General features: G+C 38.3%; 16 protein-coding genes. 14 read left to right on the plus strand and 2 right to left on the minus strand.

Annotated elements, in window-relative coordinates; all coding sequences use genetic code 11:
- Positions 1-61 precede the first annotated feature (61 nt).
- A complete protein-coding gene (gene trhP, locus DM558_RS15320) occupies positions 62-1,450 on the plus strand; it encodes a prephenate-dependent tRNA uridine(34) hydroxylase TrhP (protein ID WP_127164728.1) in 1,389 nt (462 codons plus the stop codon).
- A gap of 41 nt (positions 1,451-1,491) precedes the next feature.
- On the plus strand, positions 1,492-3,246 hold the full coding sequence (locus DM558_RS15325; RefSeq protein WP_127164729.1) for a carbamoyltransferase family protein: 1,755 nt from the start codon (positions 1,492-1,494) through the stop codon (positions 3,244-3,246).
- Positions 3,247-3,283: 37 nt separating this feature from the next.
- Here the strand turns inward: DM558_RS15325 and DM558_RS15330 are convergent, their stop codons facing one another.
- A complete protein-coding gene (locus DM558_RS15330) occupies positions 3,284-4,411 on the minus strand; it encodes a hypothetical protein (protein WP_127164730.1) in 1,128 nt (375 codons plus the stop codon).
- Between the two features lie 117 nt (positions 4,412-4,528).
- Here DM558_RS15330 and DM558_RS15335 point away from each other — a divergent pair, with 117 nt between their 5' ends.
- From DM558_RS15335 to DM558_RS15345, 3 genes are all read left to right on the plus strand, one after another.
- Positions 4,529-4,969, plus strand: a complete 441-nt coding sequence (locus tag DM558_RS15335; protein ID WP_109703652.1) for a DUF488 domain-containing protein — start codon at positions 4,529-4,531, stop codon at positions 4,967-4,969.
- Positions 4,970-5,038: 69 nt separating this feature from the next.
- Complete coding sequence (locus tag DM558_RS15340) at positions 5,039-6,535, plus strand: YifB family Mg chelatase-like AAA ATPase (protein ID WP_127164731.1); 1,497 nt, start codon at positions 5,039-5,041, stop codon at positions 6,533-6,535.
- A gap of 281 nt (positions 6,536-6,816) precedes the next feature.
- The gene (locus DM558_RS15345; protein ID WP_127164732.1) at positions 6,817-8,802 is read left to right on the plus strand and encodes a BCCT family transporter; all 1,986 of its coding nucleotides are present in this window, start codon (positions 6,817-6,819) and stop codon (positions 8,800-8,802) included.
- A gap of 65 nt (positions 8,803-8,867) precedes the next feature.
- Here the strand turns inward: DM558_RS15345 and DM558_RS15350 are convergent, their stop codons facing one another.
- Positions 8,868-9,092, minus strand: coding sequence for a DNA-binding protein (locus tag DM558_RS15350; protein WP_109703638.1), 225 nt, complete (start codon positions 9,090-9,092; stop codon positions 8,868-8,870).
- 293 nt (positions 9,093-9,385) lie between these two features.
- Between DM558_RS15350 and DM558_RS15355 the strand changes: the two genes are divergently transcribed.
- The 9 genes from DM558_RS15355 to DM558_RS15395 all read left to right on the plus strand — a co-directional run bounded on the left by DM558_RS15355 (position 9,386) and on the right by DM558_RS15395 (position 17,924).
- Positions 9,386-9,796 (plus strand): helix-turn-helix domain-containing protein, encoded by a 411-nt coding sequence (locus tag DM558_RS15355; protein ID WP_127164733.1) that lies wholly within the window; start codon positions 9,386-9,388, stop codon positions 9,794-9,796.
- 178 nt (positions 9,797-9,974) lie between these two features.
- Entirely contained in the window at positions 9,975-10,922 is a 948-nt protein-coding gene (gene glyQ, locus DM558_RS15360) for a glycine--tRNA ligase subunit alpha (RefSeq protein ID WP_127164734.1), read from the plus strand.
- A complete protein-coding gene (glyS, locus tag DM558_RS15365) occupies positions 10,922-12,979 on the plus strand; it encodes a glycine--tRNA ligase subunit beta (protein WP_127164735.1) in 2,058 nt (685 codons plus the stop codon). Before glyQ ends, glyS begins: the two co-directional genes overlap by 1 nt.
- Positions 12,979-13,509, plus strand: coding sequence for a D-glycero-beta-D-manno-heptose 1,7-bisphosphate 7-phosphatase (gene gmhB, locus DM558_RS15370; protein ID WP_127164736.1), 531 nt, complete (start codon positions 12,979-12,981; stop codon positions 13,507-13,509). Before glyS ends, gmhB begins: the two co-directional genes overlap by 1 nt.
- Positions 13,510-13,551: 42 nt before the next feature.
- Positions 13,552-14,340 carry a lysophospholipid acyltransferase family protein gene (locus tag DM558_RS15375; RefSeq protein ID WP_127164737.1) on the plus strand — a complete coding sequence of 263 codons (789 nt, stop codon included), beginning with the start codon at positions 13,552-13,554 and terminating at the stop codon, positions 14,338-14,340.
- Positions 14,341-14,407: 67 nt separating this feature from the next.
- Positions 14,408-15,022 carry a guanylate kinase gene (gene gmk / locus DM558_RS15380; RefSeq protein WP_127164738.1) on the plus strand — a complete coding sequence of 205 codons (615 nt, stop codon included), beginning with the start codon at positions 14,408-14,410 and terminating at the stop codon, positions 15,020-15,022.
- Between the two features lie 74 nt (positions 15,023-15,096).
- Positions 15,097-15,366: a DNA-directed RNA polymerase subunit omega gene (rpoZ, locus tag DM558_RS15385; RefSeq protein ID WP_109703631.1), complete on the plus strand. Its 270-nt coding sequence runs from the start codon at positions 15,097-15,099 to the stop codon at positions 15,364-15,366.
- A gap of 51 nt (positions 15,367-15,417) precedes the next feature.
- Positions 15,418-17,511: a RelA/SpoT family protein gene (locus DM558_RS15390; RefSeq protein ID WP_127164739.1), complete on the plus strand. Its 2,094-nt coding sequence runs from the start codon at positions 15,418-15,420 to the stop codon at positions 17,509-17,511.
- A 29-nt stretch (positions 17,512-17,540) separates the two neighbouring features.
- A complete protein-coding gene (locus DM558_RS15395) occupies positions 17,541-17,924 on the plus strand; it encodes a RidA family protein (RefSeq protein WP_127164740.1) in 384 nt (127 codons plus the stop codon).
- Positions 17,925-17,930: the final 6 nt, after the last annotated feature.

Here is a 17,930-nt window from a genome sequence, read left to right on the forward strand (position 1 = left end):
TACCTTTGTTGAGAACCTGCTACAATAGGGGGCTTCTACTCTATGAATGAATTATTAAATAATGAATACGTACAAAACAGAGTTACTGTGCCCCGCCGGTACATTAAAAGCGATGCGCTATGCATTCGCCTATGGTGCAGATGCCATTTATGCAGGACAACCACGTTATAGTTTACGTGTGCGTAATAATGAGTTTGATCATAAAAATCTAAAAATAGCGATTGATGAAGCTCATAGCCAAGGTAAAAAGTTATATGTTGTGGTTAATATTGCCCCTCATAATGCCAAACTAAAAACCTTTATTAAAGACTTAGAGCCTGTTGTGGCGATGAATCCAGATGCACTGATTATGTCAGACCCTGGTTTGATTATGATGGTGCGTGAAACCTTTCCGAATATAGCCATTCACCTTTCCGTTCAGGCAAATGCCGTTAACTGGGCTGCTGTAAAATTTTGGAAACAAATGGGCTTAACACGGGTTATTTTATCCCGTGAATTATCGTTAGAAGAAATTGAAGAAATACGTCAACACGTGCCTGATATGGAGTTAGAGGTTTTTGTTCATGGTGCACTTTGCATGGCGTATTCGGGGCGTTGTTTGCTGTCTGGTTATATTAATCACCGCGATCCTAATCAGGGAACCTGTACCAACTCTTGCCGTTGGCAATATGGTGTTGAACAAGCTAAAGAAAATGAGCTAGGTGAAATTGTCAGTGACAAGAAGATTGACGCTGTTAATATCGTTGATCCTACCCTAGGAAAGGGAAAAACGACTGATGAGGTCTTTATCCTACGTGAAAAAACACGACCTAATGAAGAAATGACAGCTTTTGAAGATGAGCATGGTACTTATATCATGAACTCCAAGGATCTACGCGCTGTTCAACATGTAGAGCGTTTAGTGCAAATGGGCGTACATTCATTAAAAATTGAGGGGCGCACTAAGTCACATTATTACTGTGCACGTACTGCGCAAGTGTATCGTAAAGCTATTGATGATGCCGAAGCAGGACGCCCATTTGATAAAACCTTAATGGATACCTTAGAGTCATTGGCTCATCGAGGTTATACCGAAGGTTTTTTACGTCGCCATGTGCATGATGAATACCAAAACTACGAGCACGGTACATCCATTTCAGAAAACCAACAGTTTGTGGGTGAGTTTACAGGTGTTCGCCGTGGCGATTTAGCCGAGGTTGTGGTTAAAAATCGTTTTGCAGTGGGCGATCGTGTTGAAATGATGACACCGCAAGGTAACTTGCATTTTGACATTGAGCGCATGGAAAATACCCAAGGCGAACCTGTTGAAGTAGCACCGGGTGATGGCCATATTATTTTCTTACCGATTCCAGATGCAGTCGAGTTAGACTATGCACTACTCATGCGTTATTTAAATAGCGGTAATACAAAAAGCTTGCCTGTTGGCGCTGAAGCAGCAACAAGCAAATAATTTAATGTGATTAAAGTACATGTTAATAAAGAGGTAATCCAGTGTCATTAACCGTTCTTGGCCTTTCAGGGGCAGTCAATCACGATCCATCAGCAGCACTTTATATTGATGGTAAATTAGTCGCTGCTGTAGAAGAAGAACGCTTCGTTCGCGATAAGCATGCTAAGGGGCGTATGCCTTATGAGTCTGCAAAGTTTTGCTTAGAACAAGCGGGTATTAAGCCAGATGATGTGGATGTAGTAGCGATTCCTTTTGCACCGATCAGTATTTTTGATAAAGCGCGTTGGCATTATGCCAAGCGTTATTGGTATGCACCTGATCGCGCATTGGATGCTATTTTAAACGGTAATCGCCGTTATCGCCGCTATTATAAACATATTCAATGGTGTTTAGTACAATTAGGTTTTAACTTAAAAAAAGTTAAAATTCAACCTGTTGAACACCATCTAGCCCATGCATCCAGTGCTTACCACTGTTCAGGTTTTACCGAAAAGACAGCTATTTTAGGTATTGATGGAAAAGGCGAGTACGCAACTACATTCTTCGGTTATGGTGAAAATGGCAGGATTCATAAAATTAAAGAGTTTTATGATCCTGACTCGTTAGGCGGTTTGTATGGCGCAATCACAGAGTACCTGGGTTTCGATATGCTCGATGGCGAGTTCAAAGTGATGGGAATGGCGCCTTATGGAGATGCCACTAAATACGACTTTTCTCGTTTAGCCAAGTTTGAAAATGGCGAGTTAATTATCAATACCGACTATGCTAATGTGATCGGTTTCCGTCGTTATAAAGAAAAAGGCAAGGGCTACTATTTTTCACCTAAACTTATTGAGTGGTTAGGCCCTAAACGTGAGGGTGATATTGCTGATGACCCTTATGTTCACTATGCAGCGAGCATTCAAGCACTTTTTGAGAAAATATCCCTTGAGATGATGGATTATTACCTTGGTGATATTATCAAAGAAACGGGTAAGGTAGCTTTTGCTGGTGGTTGTGCGCTAAACGTAAAACTTAATCAAAAAATTATTGCCCGTCCTGAAGTGAAGGAATTATTTGTACAACCAGCTTCTAGTGATGCAGGAACAGCTGTGGGGGCTGCTGCCTATGTTTCAACACAACGTGGTGTACCTGTTGAGAAAATGGAGCATGTCTACTTAGGTCCTTCTTACAGTAACGAGGACGCGATTGCTGCTTGTGCCGATCATCCTAATAAACCCACGTGGAAAAAAATTGATAATGTGTGTGAACGCATTGCCAAAATTCTAGCTGATGGCAACCCTGTGTCTTGGATGCAAGGTCGTATGGAATTTGGTCCTCGTGCTTTAGGTGGCCGTTCAATTATAGGTTGCCCAAGTGTTGCAGGTGTAGCAGATCGTATTAATGAGCAAATTAAATTCCGTGAAAGATGGCGCCCTTTCTGCCCATCTATGCTCGATACCACCGCCAAAGAGATGTTCAAAATTGACCATCCTGCTCCCTTTATGACCTTTACCTTTGAAGTCAATGAAGAGTGGAAAACGCGTGTTCCTGAAGTCGTACATGAAGACGGTACTTCACGTGCACAGGCTCTAAAAAGAGAGTTTAACCCTCGTTATTATGACTTAATGAAAGAAATGGAAAAGCTGACAGGTAATGGCGTAGTACTTAATACCTCATTAAACCGCCGGGGCGAACCGATGGTTTGTTCACCTACGGATGCCCTTAATATGTTTTATGGTTCAGACTTACGTTATCTGATTATTGAAGATATTTTAGTGGTGAAGGACGGTATGGATTGGTACGATAATATTTGAAGGACATGATAATTTAAAAACAGCAGTATTGCTGTTTTTAAATTAAAAAATCGTTAACCAAATCTATATTATCGAGCTCTTTATTATCAGAAGAGTAATTACTTTTTTGCTCTATTTTTTTTTGTAATTCTTTTAACATATCTATATATCCAATAAGTTCAAGGTAATTTTCTCTTGGGTCTTTAGTCGCAAAACGGCCTTTTAAAATATATTCCATTTCTATATTGTTTTGATTTGAGTTTTGATTAATTAATTTAGAGTAAGATGTAAAACTATCATCTTTTGCAATAAAGGACTTATAGCTAGTGCTAACAATAGCCGATATCAATGTTTTCTGATCAATACTTTCCATCGTTTCTTGTGGGTTATCGCTTACAATTAAGATTTTAGTAGATGATAAGGGCATAAAAATGATTAAAGGAGTATCGTTTTTAGCTGTTCCAAAATATGAAATTATTTCACAAGATATGAATGATAATTTGTTGTCGTTATTTTTTATACCAAAAAAACAGACAGTATCTCCTAAAGGTATATTATAGTTAAGATCAAAAACACTATATCGCATTTTATTGAGAGTTGTTAGCGCGCTCATGGTTTTGGTGATTAAGATATTATGTATTCCCATAAAGAACTTGTCATTTTTAGTGTATATAGCTAGTTTTTTTTTATATTGTTTTTTTGTTTTTTCTAATATGTTAGTTATTCCTCTTCTATCAGATCGTGCATAACCTAACATTTTTAATTCATTATCTATTTCGTCTTTAGTTAATTGAAGTTTAGCGATTACAAAATTAGTCAGAGTTTCTTCATTATTTAGATCTATTTTTGTATTGCTAAAGATATTTTTTATTTTTTCAAGCGATTGAGTAATAAAGTCTTTCATTATTTTAATAAGGTATGATCTAAATGCTTCAGTTCTAAGCATACAAAATAAAATAACATTAGGAATAAATTCTTCATGTGATGGTTTTTCACCCTTGATAATTGAGATTAAAATCGGATTTATTTTATTTTCAAATTGGGTTATTGTTTCATCAAAACAACCATAAAAATAGTTGCCGCTGAAAAGATCTTTAGTGTTTTGTTTAAAGGGTATAGGTTTATCGATTAAATATTTATAGCAACTGTTATTTTCTCCATTTATGGAAAAGTTTTTTATAAGCATTTGTTGTATTTAATGTTGATTTTTAACTGTTTCAGTAGCATTCATATATTATTTCCTTATTATTATGTAAGGGTTTTTTACTATAAATTACTATCACTCTAAGGAGTAAAAGATGTTATGAAAATCTATACCATAGGCTTTACTAAAAAATCAGCAGAAGAATTTTTTACCTTGATTAAAAAATCAGGTGTAAAAAGAGTCATTGATGTACGTCGTAATAATACTTCGCAGCTATCAGGTTTTGCTAAAGAGAATGATCTTAAATATTTCTTAAAAGCATTATGCCATGTTGACTATATCCATGCGCTAGATTTAGCACCAACAGAAGAAATACTTTTGCCTTATCGCCATAAAGAACATACGTGGCAAGACTTTAAAAAAGACTACTTAAAGCTGCTAGCTGAAAGGAAAGTAGAAACTACACTAGATAAAAAGTTATTGGATAATAGTTGTTTACTTTGTGGTGAGGCCGAACCAGATCATTGTCACCGTGAATTTTTAATTGAATACTTACAAGCACACTGGAATGATAAAATAGAAGTAGAACATCTTATCTAGGGTAAAAATTTTTCTTAAATAAAGTAGGTGCTAAGCTATAATGCCGTTTTAATTCGCAAGGGAATGAGTATGACACTTGCTATTACCTATAGTCGTGCATTATTGGGTGTTGAGGCGCCTTGTGTTACTGTTGAAAGCCATCTTTCTAATGGGTTGCCTTCTCTCACTTTGGTAGGCTTGCCAGAAACAGCAGTTCGAGAATCTAAAGATCGCGTGAGAAGTGCCATTATTAATTCTCAGTTTGAGTTTCCTCCACGCCGTATTACTCTTAATTTGGCCCCTGCTGATTTACCCAAAGAAGGGGGACGATTCGATTTGTCCATTGCTTTAGGTATTTTGGCTTCCAGTGGTCAAATCCCAGTAGAACCTTTGAAAAATATTGAGTGTCTAGGTGAGTTAGCTTTATCGGGGCATATTCGCCCCGTGAAAGGCGTATTGTCCGCCGCTTTAGCAGCGAGAAAAGAGGGGCGTGCGTTGTGGGTTGCCCGTGAGAATGCTGAAGAAGCTAGCTTAGCGACAGGCTTAACGGTATATGCTGTTGGGCATTTATTCGAGGTAGCTGCTCATTTTTCAGGCCAAAAGCCGTTAACGCCTTTTGAGTCAAAGGGATTATTAAGAACGGTTGAGCCATACCCTGATTTGGTTGACGTTCAAGGTCAAATGGCGGCCAAGCGGGCTTTATTAATTGCAGCCTGTGGAGCTCATAACTTATTATTCAGTGGCCCGCCTGGAACAGGTAAAACTTTATTAGCGAGTCGTTTGCCTGGTATTTTACCTGAGTTAACGGAGCAAGAAGCATTGGAAGTGGCAGCTATTTATTCAGTTACGGGGTCAGAGCCTCTGTCTCATTGGCCTCAAAGGCCATTTAGGTCACCACATCACACTTCATCTGCTGCCGCTATGGTAGGAGGGGGAAGTAAACCTCAACCCGGTGAGGTGACCTTGGCGCACCAAGGCGTGTTATTTTTGGACGAATTTACGGAGTTTGATCGACGAGTACTTGAGGTACTTCGAGAACCTTTAGAGAATCATGAAATAGTGGTTGCACGCGCTAAAGAAAAATCATTATTTCCTGCTAAGTTTCAACTTGTAGCCGCAATGAACCCTTGTCCTTGTGGCTATTTAGGTGATTTAACCCGTAGTTGCCGTTGTACACCTGAACAGGTGAAACGTTATCAAAATAAATTGTCAGGGCCATTACTCGATAGAATTGACTTGCATGTTCACGTGGCTAGGGAGACGTTATCGCTATCAATAACACAAAATAAACAGCAGTTAACAACGGCTGAGGCAGCAAAACAAGTCGCTACTGTTAGGGCTTTACAGCATAAGCGGCAAGGGTGTCCTAATGCTTATTTGACAACCAAACAGTTGCAATCTATTTGTTTGTTGTCAAAAGACGATCAGCAATGGTTTGAGCAAGCTGGCGAAAAGCTGGGGTTGTCGTTACGGGCATTACATCGTTGTTTAAAAGTTGCTAGAACTATTGCTGATATGCAAGATGAGGCACACATTAGTCGAGCTCATTTAGCAGAGGTTTTACATTATAGACCATTATCTTTATAGCCTTTAGTAATAAATAGATTTGGGGTTTTTTGTATTGCTTTGATTTATCTGTCTATTTTTCGAAAATAATTTTTCTGTTATAATTATAGAGTCTAACGGCATTAATTTCTATTCTTAGAATAGTTATATTAATGTACTAACGGTGTGCATATTGAACGATTCAAGTATTGGGCATCATCATTGATGGTTTTTAAGCTTGTTTCACTATCAAGCTTATTCTACTTAAATAAAGTCACTTTGTTATCTGAAGAGGCTTGGCTAAAAAAGGAGAGACCCGTATTGTGAGCGAAAATTCTATAAAAAAGTCATCTTATAACCCTTATGTATTCTTTGGTTCACTGATTGTTTTGTTAGTAATGGTACTTTATGTCTCTATTTTTAAAGTACAAGCACAAGAGCAAATGGACGTAGCTAAAGCGTGGATTAATACTAATTTTGGTTGGTTCTATGTGCTTACGGTTGCCATTATTTTGATTACATCCGTTTTTTTGTTTTTTAGCCGTTATGGAGATATAAAGCTAGGCCCTGACCATAGTAAGCCCAATTATAGTACGATGTCCTGGTTATCGATGTTGTTTGCCGCAGGAATGGGGATTGGGTTGATGTTTTGGGGAGTTTCAGAGCCTATTGTGCATTTTTTGAGCCCGCCTGATGCTAAACCTGAAACCATAGAAGCAGCTAGAGAGTCAATGAAGTTGGTATTTTTTCATTGGGGGCTAAGTGCTTGGGCTATCTATGCAGTAGTTGCAGTTATCCTTGCTTATTTCGCTTTTCGCCATGGTTTACCTTTAACACTAAGGTCTGCACTTTATCCATTAATTGGTAATAGAATTTATGGTGTTTGTGGGCATTTAGTGGATATATTTGCAGTGCTAGGAACCATTATTGGTGTATCTACCACGCTGGGAATGGGGGTGCAACAAATCAACTCGGGTCTAAACCATTTATATGATTTGCCGATGGGCGTTGGTATTCAAGCATTACTGATCATTGTGACCATGATGCTCGTATCTTGCTCTGTTTTTAGTGGTTTAGATAAAGGGGTTAAGCGCTTATCTGAATTAAATATGGTGTTTGCTATACTGCTACTATTATTTGTACTGGTTTGTGGGCCAACACTCTTTATTTTACAAACGTTTATGCAAAATATGGGTGGCTACTTATCAGGAATTGTTAGTCGAACTTTTAATTTGTACGCCTATGAGTCAACAGATTGGGTAGGAAATTGGACTATTTTTTATTGGGCTTGGTGGTTGGCCTGGTCTCCTTTCGTGGGATCTTTTATCGCAAGAATTTCAAGAGGACGCACAATTAGAGAGTTTATTGCTGGAGCTATGCTAGTTCCTGCTGCATTTACACTGATCTGGATGACTGTTTTTGGTGACACAGCATTACATTTTGTGTTGTACGATAATTACCAAGCTTTGGCTGACTCAGTTAGTAATAATTATTCAATGGGATTATTTACTTTTTTAGAGCATTTTCCGTTTTCTTCTTTTGCTTGTTTTTTTGCTGTTTTAATGATTTTTTTATTTTTTGTGACATCAGCAGATAGTGCTTCAATGGTAATTGATATGTTTGCTTCAAATGGAAAAACAGATACTCCTGTATGGCAGAGCCTATTTTGGGTTATTGTTATTACTGTTGTTACTATTGCGTTGATGTATAGTAATGGTTTACAAGCATTGCAAACAGCAAGTATTTTGAGTGCCTTACCTTTTGCATTTGCTTTGCTCTTTGCTATGTGGGGATTAGTAAAGGCTTTATTTTTGGATGCAACTAAAAAAGAGTTAAGAAAGCAATCATTAAATATTTCTCGACCTGCACCTCGTTCTTCTGGAGGATGGCAACGCAGACTTCGTAATCTGACTATGTTTACTCGACGTTCTCATGTAATACGCTTTATTGATGAAGTTGTTAAAGTAGCATTAGAAGAGGTTTCTGAAGAGCTGAATAAGCAAGGTTGTACAGCGACTGTTTTATGTGATGATGAGAAAAATAGGGTGCGCCTTGAGTTGGAGCATGAAGGAAAAGTCTATTTTGCTTATGAAGTACGGCCACGACATTATTTATTGCCTGATATTATTTCTCGAACATCTACTGATGAAGAGGATTCACAAGAGAATCGAAGCTATTTTCGAGCTGATGTGCATCTTTTAGAAGGAGGGCAAGACTACGATATTATGGGATGGAGTAAGGAAGATGTCATTGGTGATATATTAGACCAGTATGAAACCTATTTACATTTTATACATATTACCAATTAATCTTAGAGTTTAGGGTAATATCTATAATAGGTTGGTTTAGATAGCCAACCTATTATCTTATTGTATTAGAAGTATAAATTATTAACCTTTAAGCCTAATTCTATGGCAATTTGGTGAGAGGATCCTCTCAATCCTTTCAGTTGACCATTTAATACTTGGTAGACTTTGTTAACAGAGTAACCATTTGATTTTGCCCAATCTGATATTGGAATTCCTGATTGCTTAAAGAACTGCTTAACTTGATCGGGTGTATAAGGATGCTTAAGTGGTATTGGATAAGGTGTATTCATAAATCCTTCCTATGATTCTAATTAAGTGTAATTAATTACGGAATACATATGCATTATTCATTATCTATATAAAGTGATGTATATGTCAAATAAAAAGTGACTAATAAGTCGCTTTTTGTGGTACGTGATAAATAGCAATTAATAAATATATTAATTTATTCAATTAGTTATTTTTGTTTTTTTTGCGTAAGAGGATACGATCTATATTTCCTAGGTAGTTAAATTGTATTTAAATTCGATTTAATTATGATTATTATATGCAAAACGGAATTAATAAATAATGAGAGCCTATCATGACAGAAAATGCTTTAGCCGGACGATTAAAGGAAGAACGTAAACGTTTAGATATGAGTCAAAAAGAAATAGCTCAGAAAGTTTCCGTAAACAGAGAAACGTGGAGTCGTTATGAAACAGCGAAAATGCTCCCTAGCACTATTGTCTTATTAAGTGCTATGAAATTCGGATTAGACGCATCGTATGTTTTAACGGGTAAGAAAAGTGAGTTATCCTATACAGAAAAAGAAGCCAAAGCATTAGCCTTGAAAGCTTCAGAGAAGATGACTATCTATAATAACTCCCCCGATATGAAATTAACTTCCAGAGAACAATCGCTAATTACTTGTTACCGTGAAGTTAACCAAGAAGGCAAAAAAACAATTGATGATATTGCAAAACTATTGGCGATGCAGCAAGTAAAATCATAAAATGTAAACGTTTATTGATGCAGAAATTTAGTTTATTCTTTATTATTGAAATGATGTGTTATTAATAATTAAACTTCTATCGTGTAGGGTCTCCCTGTTATACTGGGCAACTTTTCATTTTAAACATATTTCACTTACTTGTTTTCAAGTAAACTAATACTAGTTATAGGTAACTCAAGTGACGACAAAGGTATCGACTGTTCGTACATTTCAGGATTTAATTTTATCACTACAGCAATATTGGGCAGCGCAGGGTTGTGTGGTTTTACAGCCCTATGATATGGAAGTGGGGGCAGGCACTTTTCATACCGCCACTTTTCTTCGAGCTATAGGCCCTGAAACTTGGAATGCAGCCTATGTTCAACCATCAAGAAGGCCAACAGATGGACGCTATGGTGAGAACCCTAACAGATTACAGCATTATTACCAGTTTCAAGTAGTGCTTAAGCCTAATCCTGATAATCTACAAGAGCTTTATTTAGGTTCTTTAAGACACATTGGCCTTGATCCGCTTATCCATGATATTCGTTTTGTCGAAGACAATTGGGAGTCTCCAACATTGGGTGCTTGGGGGCTTGGTTGGGAGGTTTGGTTAAATGGCATGGAAGTTACACAGTTCACCTACTTTCAACAGGTGGGAGGTATAGAGTGTTATCCGGTAACGGGTGAGATTACCTATGGTTTAGAGCGTTTGGCAATGTATCTACAAGGCGTGGATTCTGTCTATGATCTAGTCTGGGCTGATGGTCAATTTGGTAAAGTGAGCTATGGTGACGTATTCCATCAAAATGAAGTAGAGCAGTCAACTTACAATTTTGAGCATGCAAATGTAGAAAAATTATTTGAATTGTTTGATTTTTATGAAAGTGAAGCAAATCGACTCATTGAATTAAAACTGCCATTACCCACGTATGAAATGGTGCTTAAAGCATCTCATACCTTCAATTTATTAGATGCACGTCGGGCAATTTCAGTAACTGAACGCCAACGCTATATTTTGCGTGTTAGAACCCTAGCACGTGCAGTTGCACAAAGTTATTTTGAAGCACGAGCACGTTTAGGCTTCCCTATGGCGCAAGAGGGATTACGTAATGAAGTATTAGCTAAAATGTCGGAGGTAGAATAATGAGTACTAAAGATTTTTTAGTGGAACTAGGTACTGAAGAGCTACCACCTAAAGCATTAAAAACGCTATCAGAAGCATTCCAAACAGGTATTGAGAAAGGCTTAAAAGAAGCAGGATTAAACTATAAACGTATTCAGTCTTATGCTGCACCTAGACGTTTAGCAGTGCTAGTGACAGATTTAGAAGAACATCAAACTGATCGTACACAAACTATTGATGGCCCACCTCGACAAGCAGCATTTGGTTCTGATGGGCAACCAACACAAGCAGCATTAGGGTTTGCACGTAAATGTGGTGTTGATTTAGCTGACGTTGACCAATCAGGGCCTAAATTGCGTTTTGTGCAAACAATAAAAGGGCAAGCGACAGCCAGTTTATTACCTGACATCGTGAGTAATTCTTTAGACAGTTTACCGATCCCTAAAAGAATGCGTTGGGCTGCTAGACGTGAAGAGTTTGTTAGACCCACACAATGGTTGGTGATGTTGTTTGGTGATGAGGTAGTTGATTGTGAAATCTTGACACAAAAAGCTGGGCGAGAGTCAAGAGGGCATCGTTTCCATAATCCTGCACCTGTTCATATTTCATCCCCTGCAAATTATGTAGAAGATTTACGTAGCGCTCATGTATTGGCTGATTTTGCAGAGCGTAAGCAGTTTATTGCTAATAAAGTAGCTGAGTTGGCCAAACAAAACCAAGGTACGGCTATTGTTCCAGAAGACTTACTTAATGAAGTGACAGCACTTGTCGAGTGGCCTGTACCGCTAGTTTGCCGATTTGAAGAGCGCTTTTTACAAGTGCCACAAGAGGCTCTTATTTCAACGATGCAAGATAATCAAAAATATTTTTGCTTGTTGGATGAGGTTGGCAAACTCCTGCCATTATTTATAACGGTTGCCAATATTGACAGTAAAGACCCAACCCAAATTATTGAAGGTAATGAAAAAGTTGTGCGTCCACGCTTAACGGATGCAGAGTTTTTCTTTAAGCAAGACTTAAAGCAACCTTTAGAAGCGTTTAATGAGCGTTTAAAAAATGTTGTGTTTCAAGCAAAACTAGGTACTGTTTATGACAAAGCAACCCGAGTTAGCCAGTTAGCTGCTATTGTGGCTCAAGAGATAGGTGCTGATACTAAACAGGCTGCGCGTGCGGGTATTTTATCTAAAGCAGATCTTGCAACTGAAATGGTGGGTGAGTTTCCTGAAATGCAAGGCATTGCTGGATATTATTATGCCCTGACTGGGGGAGAGGCAAATGATGTTGCGTTGGCTTTAAATGAGCAATACATGCCACGTAATATGGGGGGAGAGCTTCCCTCAACATTAGTTGGTGCAAGTGTTGCCATTGCTGATAAATTAGATACCCTAGTGGGGATCTTTGGTATCGGTATGCTCCCAACGGGAAGTAAAGACCCTTATGCGCTTCGTCGAGCAGCATTAGGTATTCTTCGTATCCTTATTGAAAAGCGGTTAGAACTTAATTTGTCTGAGTTAGTTGATCAAGCGATAACACTCTATAGTGATCGTATTGAAAATAAAGCATTAAACACACAAGTTTTAGATTTTATTTTTGATAGGCTACGTGCTCGGTATGAAGATGAAGGCATTAATATCACCACATATCAAGCAGTACGTGCCTTAAAACCTGTTTCACCACTTGATTTTGACCAACGTGTGCAAGCTGTTGAAGCTTTCCGCAGTCTGCCAGAAGCGGCACCTTTATCATTTGCCAATAAGCGCGTACAGAGTATTTTAGAAAAGGTTACGCCACAAGATATTGCGGCATCTGTTGAGGCTTCACTATTACAAGAGAAAGAAGAAATCGCATTGGCCGAAGCCGTCAAACAATTAGAAAGTAAGGTTTCTCAATTAAGTGCTGATCGTAATTATACAGAAGCGCTCAATTGCTTATCTTCTTTACAAGTATTGCTTGATGGGTTCTTTGATGATGTATTTGTTAATGCGGAAGATATGAAAGTTCGAGCTAATCGTTATGCGTTACTTGCACAGATTCGCCAATTATTTTTGGGTATAGCTGATATATCGTTACTTGATTAATGAAGTTAATTATTTTAGATCGTGATGGAGTTATTAATCATGACTCCGATGATTATATTAAATCAGTTGATGAGTGGATGCCGATTGAAGGCTCGATTGAAGCGATTGCTAGACTAAATAAAGCTGGTTGGACCATTGCTGTTGCAACTAATCAATCAGGTATTGCACGTGGTTATTATGACCTTAATATGTTAGATGCAATGCATGATAAGCTTAGGCAGTTGGTAGCAAGCGAGGGTGGGCAGATAGGTTTGATTGCTTATTGCCCTCATGGCCCAGATGATGGTTGTGATTGTCGCAAGCCAAATACGGGTCTGCTCAAACAAATAGCGGATTATTATCAGGTTTCACTCACTGGCAAATGGTTTGTTGGTGATAGTGCAACAGATTTGGCTTTAGCTGAGCGTATGGCCTGTCAGCCTGTACTTGTTAAAACGGGTAAAGGGCTACGAACCTTAAGTAAAGGCGTTAACCCTAACGTGCTTATTTTTGAAGACTTAGTTGCTGTTACCGATTATTTACTCTCGTAGTGATGTTTTTGACTCACTTTAACTCATGGGTTGGCTATTAGAATGAAGAAAAAGTTATCATTTCTGCAAGCTTTACGTACCTCGCTATTTTATCTGCTTTTATCATGCAGTGTCTTAATATGGGGTATTGTATGTTTGGCTGTATTTTTATTCATACCCTATGCGTGGTTAATGAAAGGTTTTATACAACCGTGGTGCCGATTTGTTGTAGGCTTAGCTAGTGTTGTGGTTGGAGTTAAATACAACATCACAGGTTTAGAGAATCTACCTAAAAATGCTTGTGTCATTGTTTCAAAACATCAGAGTACTTGGGAAACGATCTTTTATACAGGGCTTATTTACCCAATCAGTAATGTATTAAAAAGAGAGTTACAGTTTATTCCTTTCTTTGGATGGATGTTGGCCTTGAGTCGGCAAGTGGCTATTAATCGAGGGACACCGAAAGAAGCCTTTAAACAACTATTAGATAAAGGCTCGAAACTATTAAAAGCAGGGCACTATATTGTTATTTTTCCTGAAGGAACGCGCACGCTGCCTGGTCAAAATGGTCGTTTTACTCGCGGGGGGATTACCCTTGCCGCCACAGCAGGTGTTGAAGCTGTTCCCGTTGCTCATAATGCCGGTGAGTTTTGGCCTAAAAAAGGTTGGGCAAAGTTTCCGGGGGTAATCAACGTTGTATTTGGTGAACCAATTAAGCCACAAGGTAGCGATGCAGAAAGCATTGCACAAGCAAACAAAGCAGCAGAAGCATGGATTGTGACAACCATGCAAAAGATTACATCTCCTATATTCTTAGAAAAGGGGAACGAAACGACGTTGTCTGGGTCTTAAAGCCCAAGATTAATTGTTTACAAGTCGTTATACTATTATTAAGTTATTTATTTAAGTGGGAATAATTATGCAGCGTGGTACTCTTTATGTCATTTCAGCACCTTCGGGGGCAGGAAAAACAAGTCTGGTAAAGGCGTTATTAGATCGTCAACCAACATTGAGTGTCGCGGTTTCTCATACAACGAGAGCTCCCCGAGAAGGTGAGCAAGAAGGTGTAAACTATTTCTTTGTGAGCAAAGAGAAGTTTGCTGAGATGTTAGAACAGAATGCTTTTCTTGAATATGCGACTGTCTTTAATAATTATTATGGGACTGCTTCCTTTTGGGTAGAGGAGTCACTTAATAAAGGACAAGATCTTATTTTAGAAATTGATTGGCAAGGTGCTCAGCAAGTTAGAAAGCTTATTCCTGATGCTAAACTCATCTTTATTTTACCGCCTTCGCGAGATATTTTAAAACAACGATTAGTCCAAAGAGGACAAGATACTGACGAAGTAATTAATCATAGAATGTCACAGGCTATTAATGAAATTAGCCACTATGTTGAGTTTGACTATTTAATAGTTAATGATGATTTTGAAAAAGCATTAGGTGACTTAGAGAGTATTATTAGCTCTCAGCGCTTAAATTGCTTGAAACAACGTGAAAAACTGCAAGATTTATTAAAAGACCTCTTGTCATAAGAGCAAGATACTTTTAAACTGAGCTGTTCAAACGAATATTTTTTGAGTGAATTTTGATAATTTAGGGGAGTATAATGGCTCGTATTACTGTAGAAGACTGTCTAGAACACGTAGATAATCGCTTTGAACTTGTGATGTTAGCAGGTAAACGTGCGAGACAATTATCAACAGGTGGACGTGAACCACTTGTGGCGTGGGAAAATGATAAACCCACCGTTGTTGCATTACGTGAAATTGCCGATGGTTTATTAACTAAAGAATTTGTTGAGCAAGAATCTATTGTACATGAAGAACCTTTATTCATGGCATTTGAAGAAGGACAAATGGATAGCTTTAAAGGCTAAACATTTTGGTTACTCACTATGTAAGCTTGATTTGGCAATAGGAAAGGGTTGATGCTAACAATTGATAGTTTAGCTGATCGCTTATCTGAATACCTAACACCCGTGCAGGTTAATGGTATTCGACGTGCCTATTATTACGCAGATCAAGCTCATGATGGGCAACGCCGCCGTAGTGGTGAAAAATATATCACCCACCCCTTAGCTGTTGCCAGTATTTTAGCGGATATGCATATGGATCATCAAAGCCTTATGGCTGCGATGTTACATGATGTTATTGAAGATACGGGGATTCCCAAAGAGGCACTGGTTGAGCAATTTAGCGAGGCAGTTGCTGACTTGGTAGATGGTGTTAGCAAATTAACCCAAATATCTTTCGATAGTAAAGAGCAAGCGCAAGCAGAGAACTTTCAAAAAATGGCCATGGCCATGGCTCGAGACATTCGAGTAATTATTGTTAAATTAGCCGATCGCTTGCACAATATGAGAACGTTGGAGGTAATGTCTCCCCCTAAACGTCGTCGTATTGCGAAAGAAACCCTCGAAATTTATGCCCCTATAGCAAATCGATTAGGGATGCGTGATGTGCAAGTTAGCTTAGAAGATCTTAGCTTTAAAGCCATGCATCCAATGCGTTCATCTTTAATTGGTAAGGCCGTTCAAAAAGTCAGTGGTCATCGTCGTGAGGTTGTTGCAAAGTTTCAGTCAGCTATTGAAGCCTGTATTGTAAGGGAAAACTTACAGGGTACAGTAACAGGGCGCGAGAAGCATTTCTATAGTATCTACAAGAAAATGAAAGACAAAAAAAAGTCTTTTAATGAGATTATGGATATTTATGCTTTTCGCATTGTTGTTGACTCCGTCGATATGTGTTATCGCGTATTAGGTGCAATGCATAACCTATTTAAACCTGTTCCAGGACGTTTTAAAGATTATATTGCTATTCCCAAAGCCAATGGTTATCAATCATTACACACTTCCCTTTTTGGGATGAATGGGATTCCGATAGAAGTTCAAATCCGCACCAAAGAAATGGATGAAATGGCCAGCTATGGCATTGCTGCTCACTGGCTGTATAAATCGGGCAGTGATGAAGTCAATCAGTCTCGAGTGAAGCGTTGGGTTAAGAACTTGCTAGAGCTTCAACAACGGGCGGGCAGTTCATTAGAATTTGTTGAGAACGTTAAGACCGACCTCTTTCCAGATGAAGTTTATGTATTTACGCCTAAAGGGCGTATTATGGAGTTAGTGAAGGGGTCAACAGCTGTTGATTTCGCCTATGCTGTTCATACTGACGTGGGTAATACTTGTATTGCTTGCCGTATTGATCGCCACTTAGCGCCTTTATCACAAATATTAGAAAGTGGTTCAACGGTTGAAATTGTTTGTTCTCCAAATGCGAGGCCTAATCCTGCATGGTTAAACTTTATTGTAACAGGGCGCGCTAGAACAAATATTCGCCACGCTTTAAAACAACAGAAGCAAAAAGAATCTATTAAGTTAGGTGAAAGCCTATTAAGTAAAGAGTTATCAGCCAATGGGTTTGGTTTGGATCAAATAGAGCCAGAACGTATTGATGCTGTCTTAAAAGAATATAAGTTGGCATGTCTTGAAGATCTGTTTGAAGAAATAGGGCTGGGTAATCGAGTTTCTTACTTTGTAGCACAACATTTGGTTAAAGGATTTGATAAAACGACAGCTAATAAAAAGCCACTTGAAATTACCGGCACTGAAGGATTAGTTATTAGTTATGCAAAATGTTGCTATCCTATTCCACGTGATCCGATTATTGGTCATCTATCCATAGGCAAAGGAATTGTCGTCCACATAGAAAATTGCAAGTCTATTGCTGATAAGACCGATACTGATAAATATATCCCTTTACAATGGGCCATTAATATCTCGGGAGAGTTTGAAGTTCAATTGCATGTTGAACTTGAACAACAACGTGGATTGATTGCGTTACTTGCTGATGCCGTCAATGTAGCTGACGCTAATATTGAAAAGATCAGTGTGGACGAACGAGATGGTAAAACTTGTGTTGTTACGATGGTTGTAACTGTACATAATCGTGTGCATTTATCTCAAGTAATTAAGAAGTTACGCCTTATTAATGGTATTATAAAAATAGCAAGATCAAGACATTAATAGATAATATTCTTTTGAGGATAGCGTTTATGAGAAAAGAAGTCATCAAAACAGAAAAGGCTCCTGCGGCAATTGGTACTTACTCACAAGCAATAAAGGTTGGTGAAACCGTTTATTTGTCAGGACAAATTCCTTTAAATCCGTTAACCATGCAGTTAATTGATGGTGGGTTTGAAGCGCAGGCTGTACAAGTGTTCGAGAATTTAAAAGCAGTAGCTGAAGCCGCTGGCGGAAGCTTACAAAATATTGTGAAACTAAATATCTATTTAACTGATTTGGATAATTTTACTAAACTAAATGAAATTATGGGTCGTTATTTTGCAGAGCCTTATCCTGCACGTGCGGCAATCGGTATTAGTGCTTTACCCAAGGGCTCATTGGTGGAGATGGATGCTGTTTTAGTCTTGGGATAGCTCAAT

This window comes from Entomomonas moraniae, assembly GCF_003991975.1.
Taxonomy (GTDB): domain Bacteria; phylum Pseudomonadota; class Gammaproteobacteria; order Pseudomonadales; family Pseudomonadaceae; genus Entomomonas; species Entomomonas moraniae.

Bases quoted from the DNA above. Each gene is read 5' to 3' on its own strand.
- trhP (WP_127164728.1), top strand. From the start codon at position 62: ATGAATACGTACAAAACAGAGTTACTGTGCCCCGCCGGTACATTAAAA.
- DM558_RS15330 (WP_127164730.1), bottom strand. From the start codon at position 4,411: ATGCTTATAAAAAACTTTTCCATAAATGGAGAAAATAACAGTTGCTAT.
- DM558_RS15335 (WP_109703652.1), top strand. From the start codon at position 4,529: ATGAAAATCTATACCATAGGCTTTACTAAAAAATCAGCAGAAGAATTT.
- DM558_RS15340 (WP_127164731.1), top strand. From the start codon at position 5,039: ATGACACTTGCTATTACCTATAGTCGTGCATTATTGGGTGTTGAGGCG.
- DM558_RS15350 (WP_109703638.1), bottom strand. From the start codon at position 9,092: ATGAATACACCTTATCCAATACCACTTAAGCATCCTTATACACCCGAT.
- DM558_RS15355 (WP_127164733.1), top strand. From the start codon at position 9,386: ATGACAGAAAATGCTTTAGCCGGACGATTAAAGGAAGAACGTAAACGT.
- glyS (WP_127164735.1), top strand. From the start codon at position 10,922: ATGAGTACTAAAGATTTTTTAGTGGAACTAGGTACTGAAGAGCTACCA.
- gmhB (WP_127164736.1), top strand. From the start codon at position 12,979: ATGAAGTTAATTATTTTAGATCGTGATGGAGTTATTAATCATGACTCC.
- DM558_RS15375 (WP_127164737.1), top strand. From the start codon at position 13,552: ATGAAGAAAAAGTTATCATTTCTGCAAGCTTTACGTACCTCGCTATTT.
- gmk (WP_127164738.1), top strand. From the start codon at position 14,408: ATGCAGCGTGGTACTCTTTATGTCATTTCAGCACCTTCGGGGGCAGGA.
- rpoZ (WP_109703631.1), top strand. From the start codon at position 15,097: ATGGCTCGTATTACTGTAGAAGACTGTCTAGAACACGTAGATAATCGC.
- DM558_RS15390 (WP_127164739.1), top strand. From the start codon at position 15,418: ATGCTAACAATTGATAGTTTAGCTGATCGCTTATCTGAATACCTAACA.
- DM558_RS15395 (WP_127164740.1), top strand. From the start codon at position 17,541: ATGAGAAAAGAAGTCATCAAAACAGAAAAGGCTCCTGCGGCAATTGGT.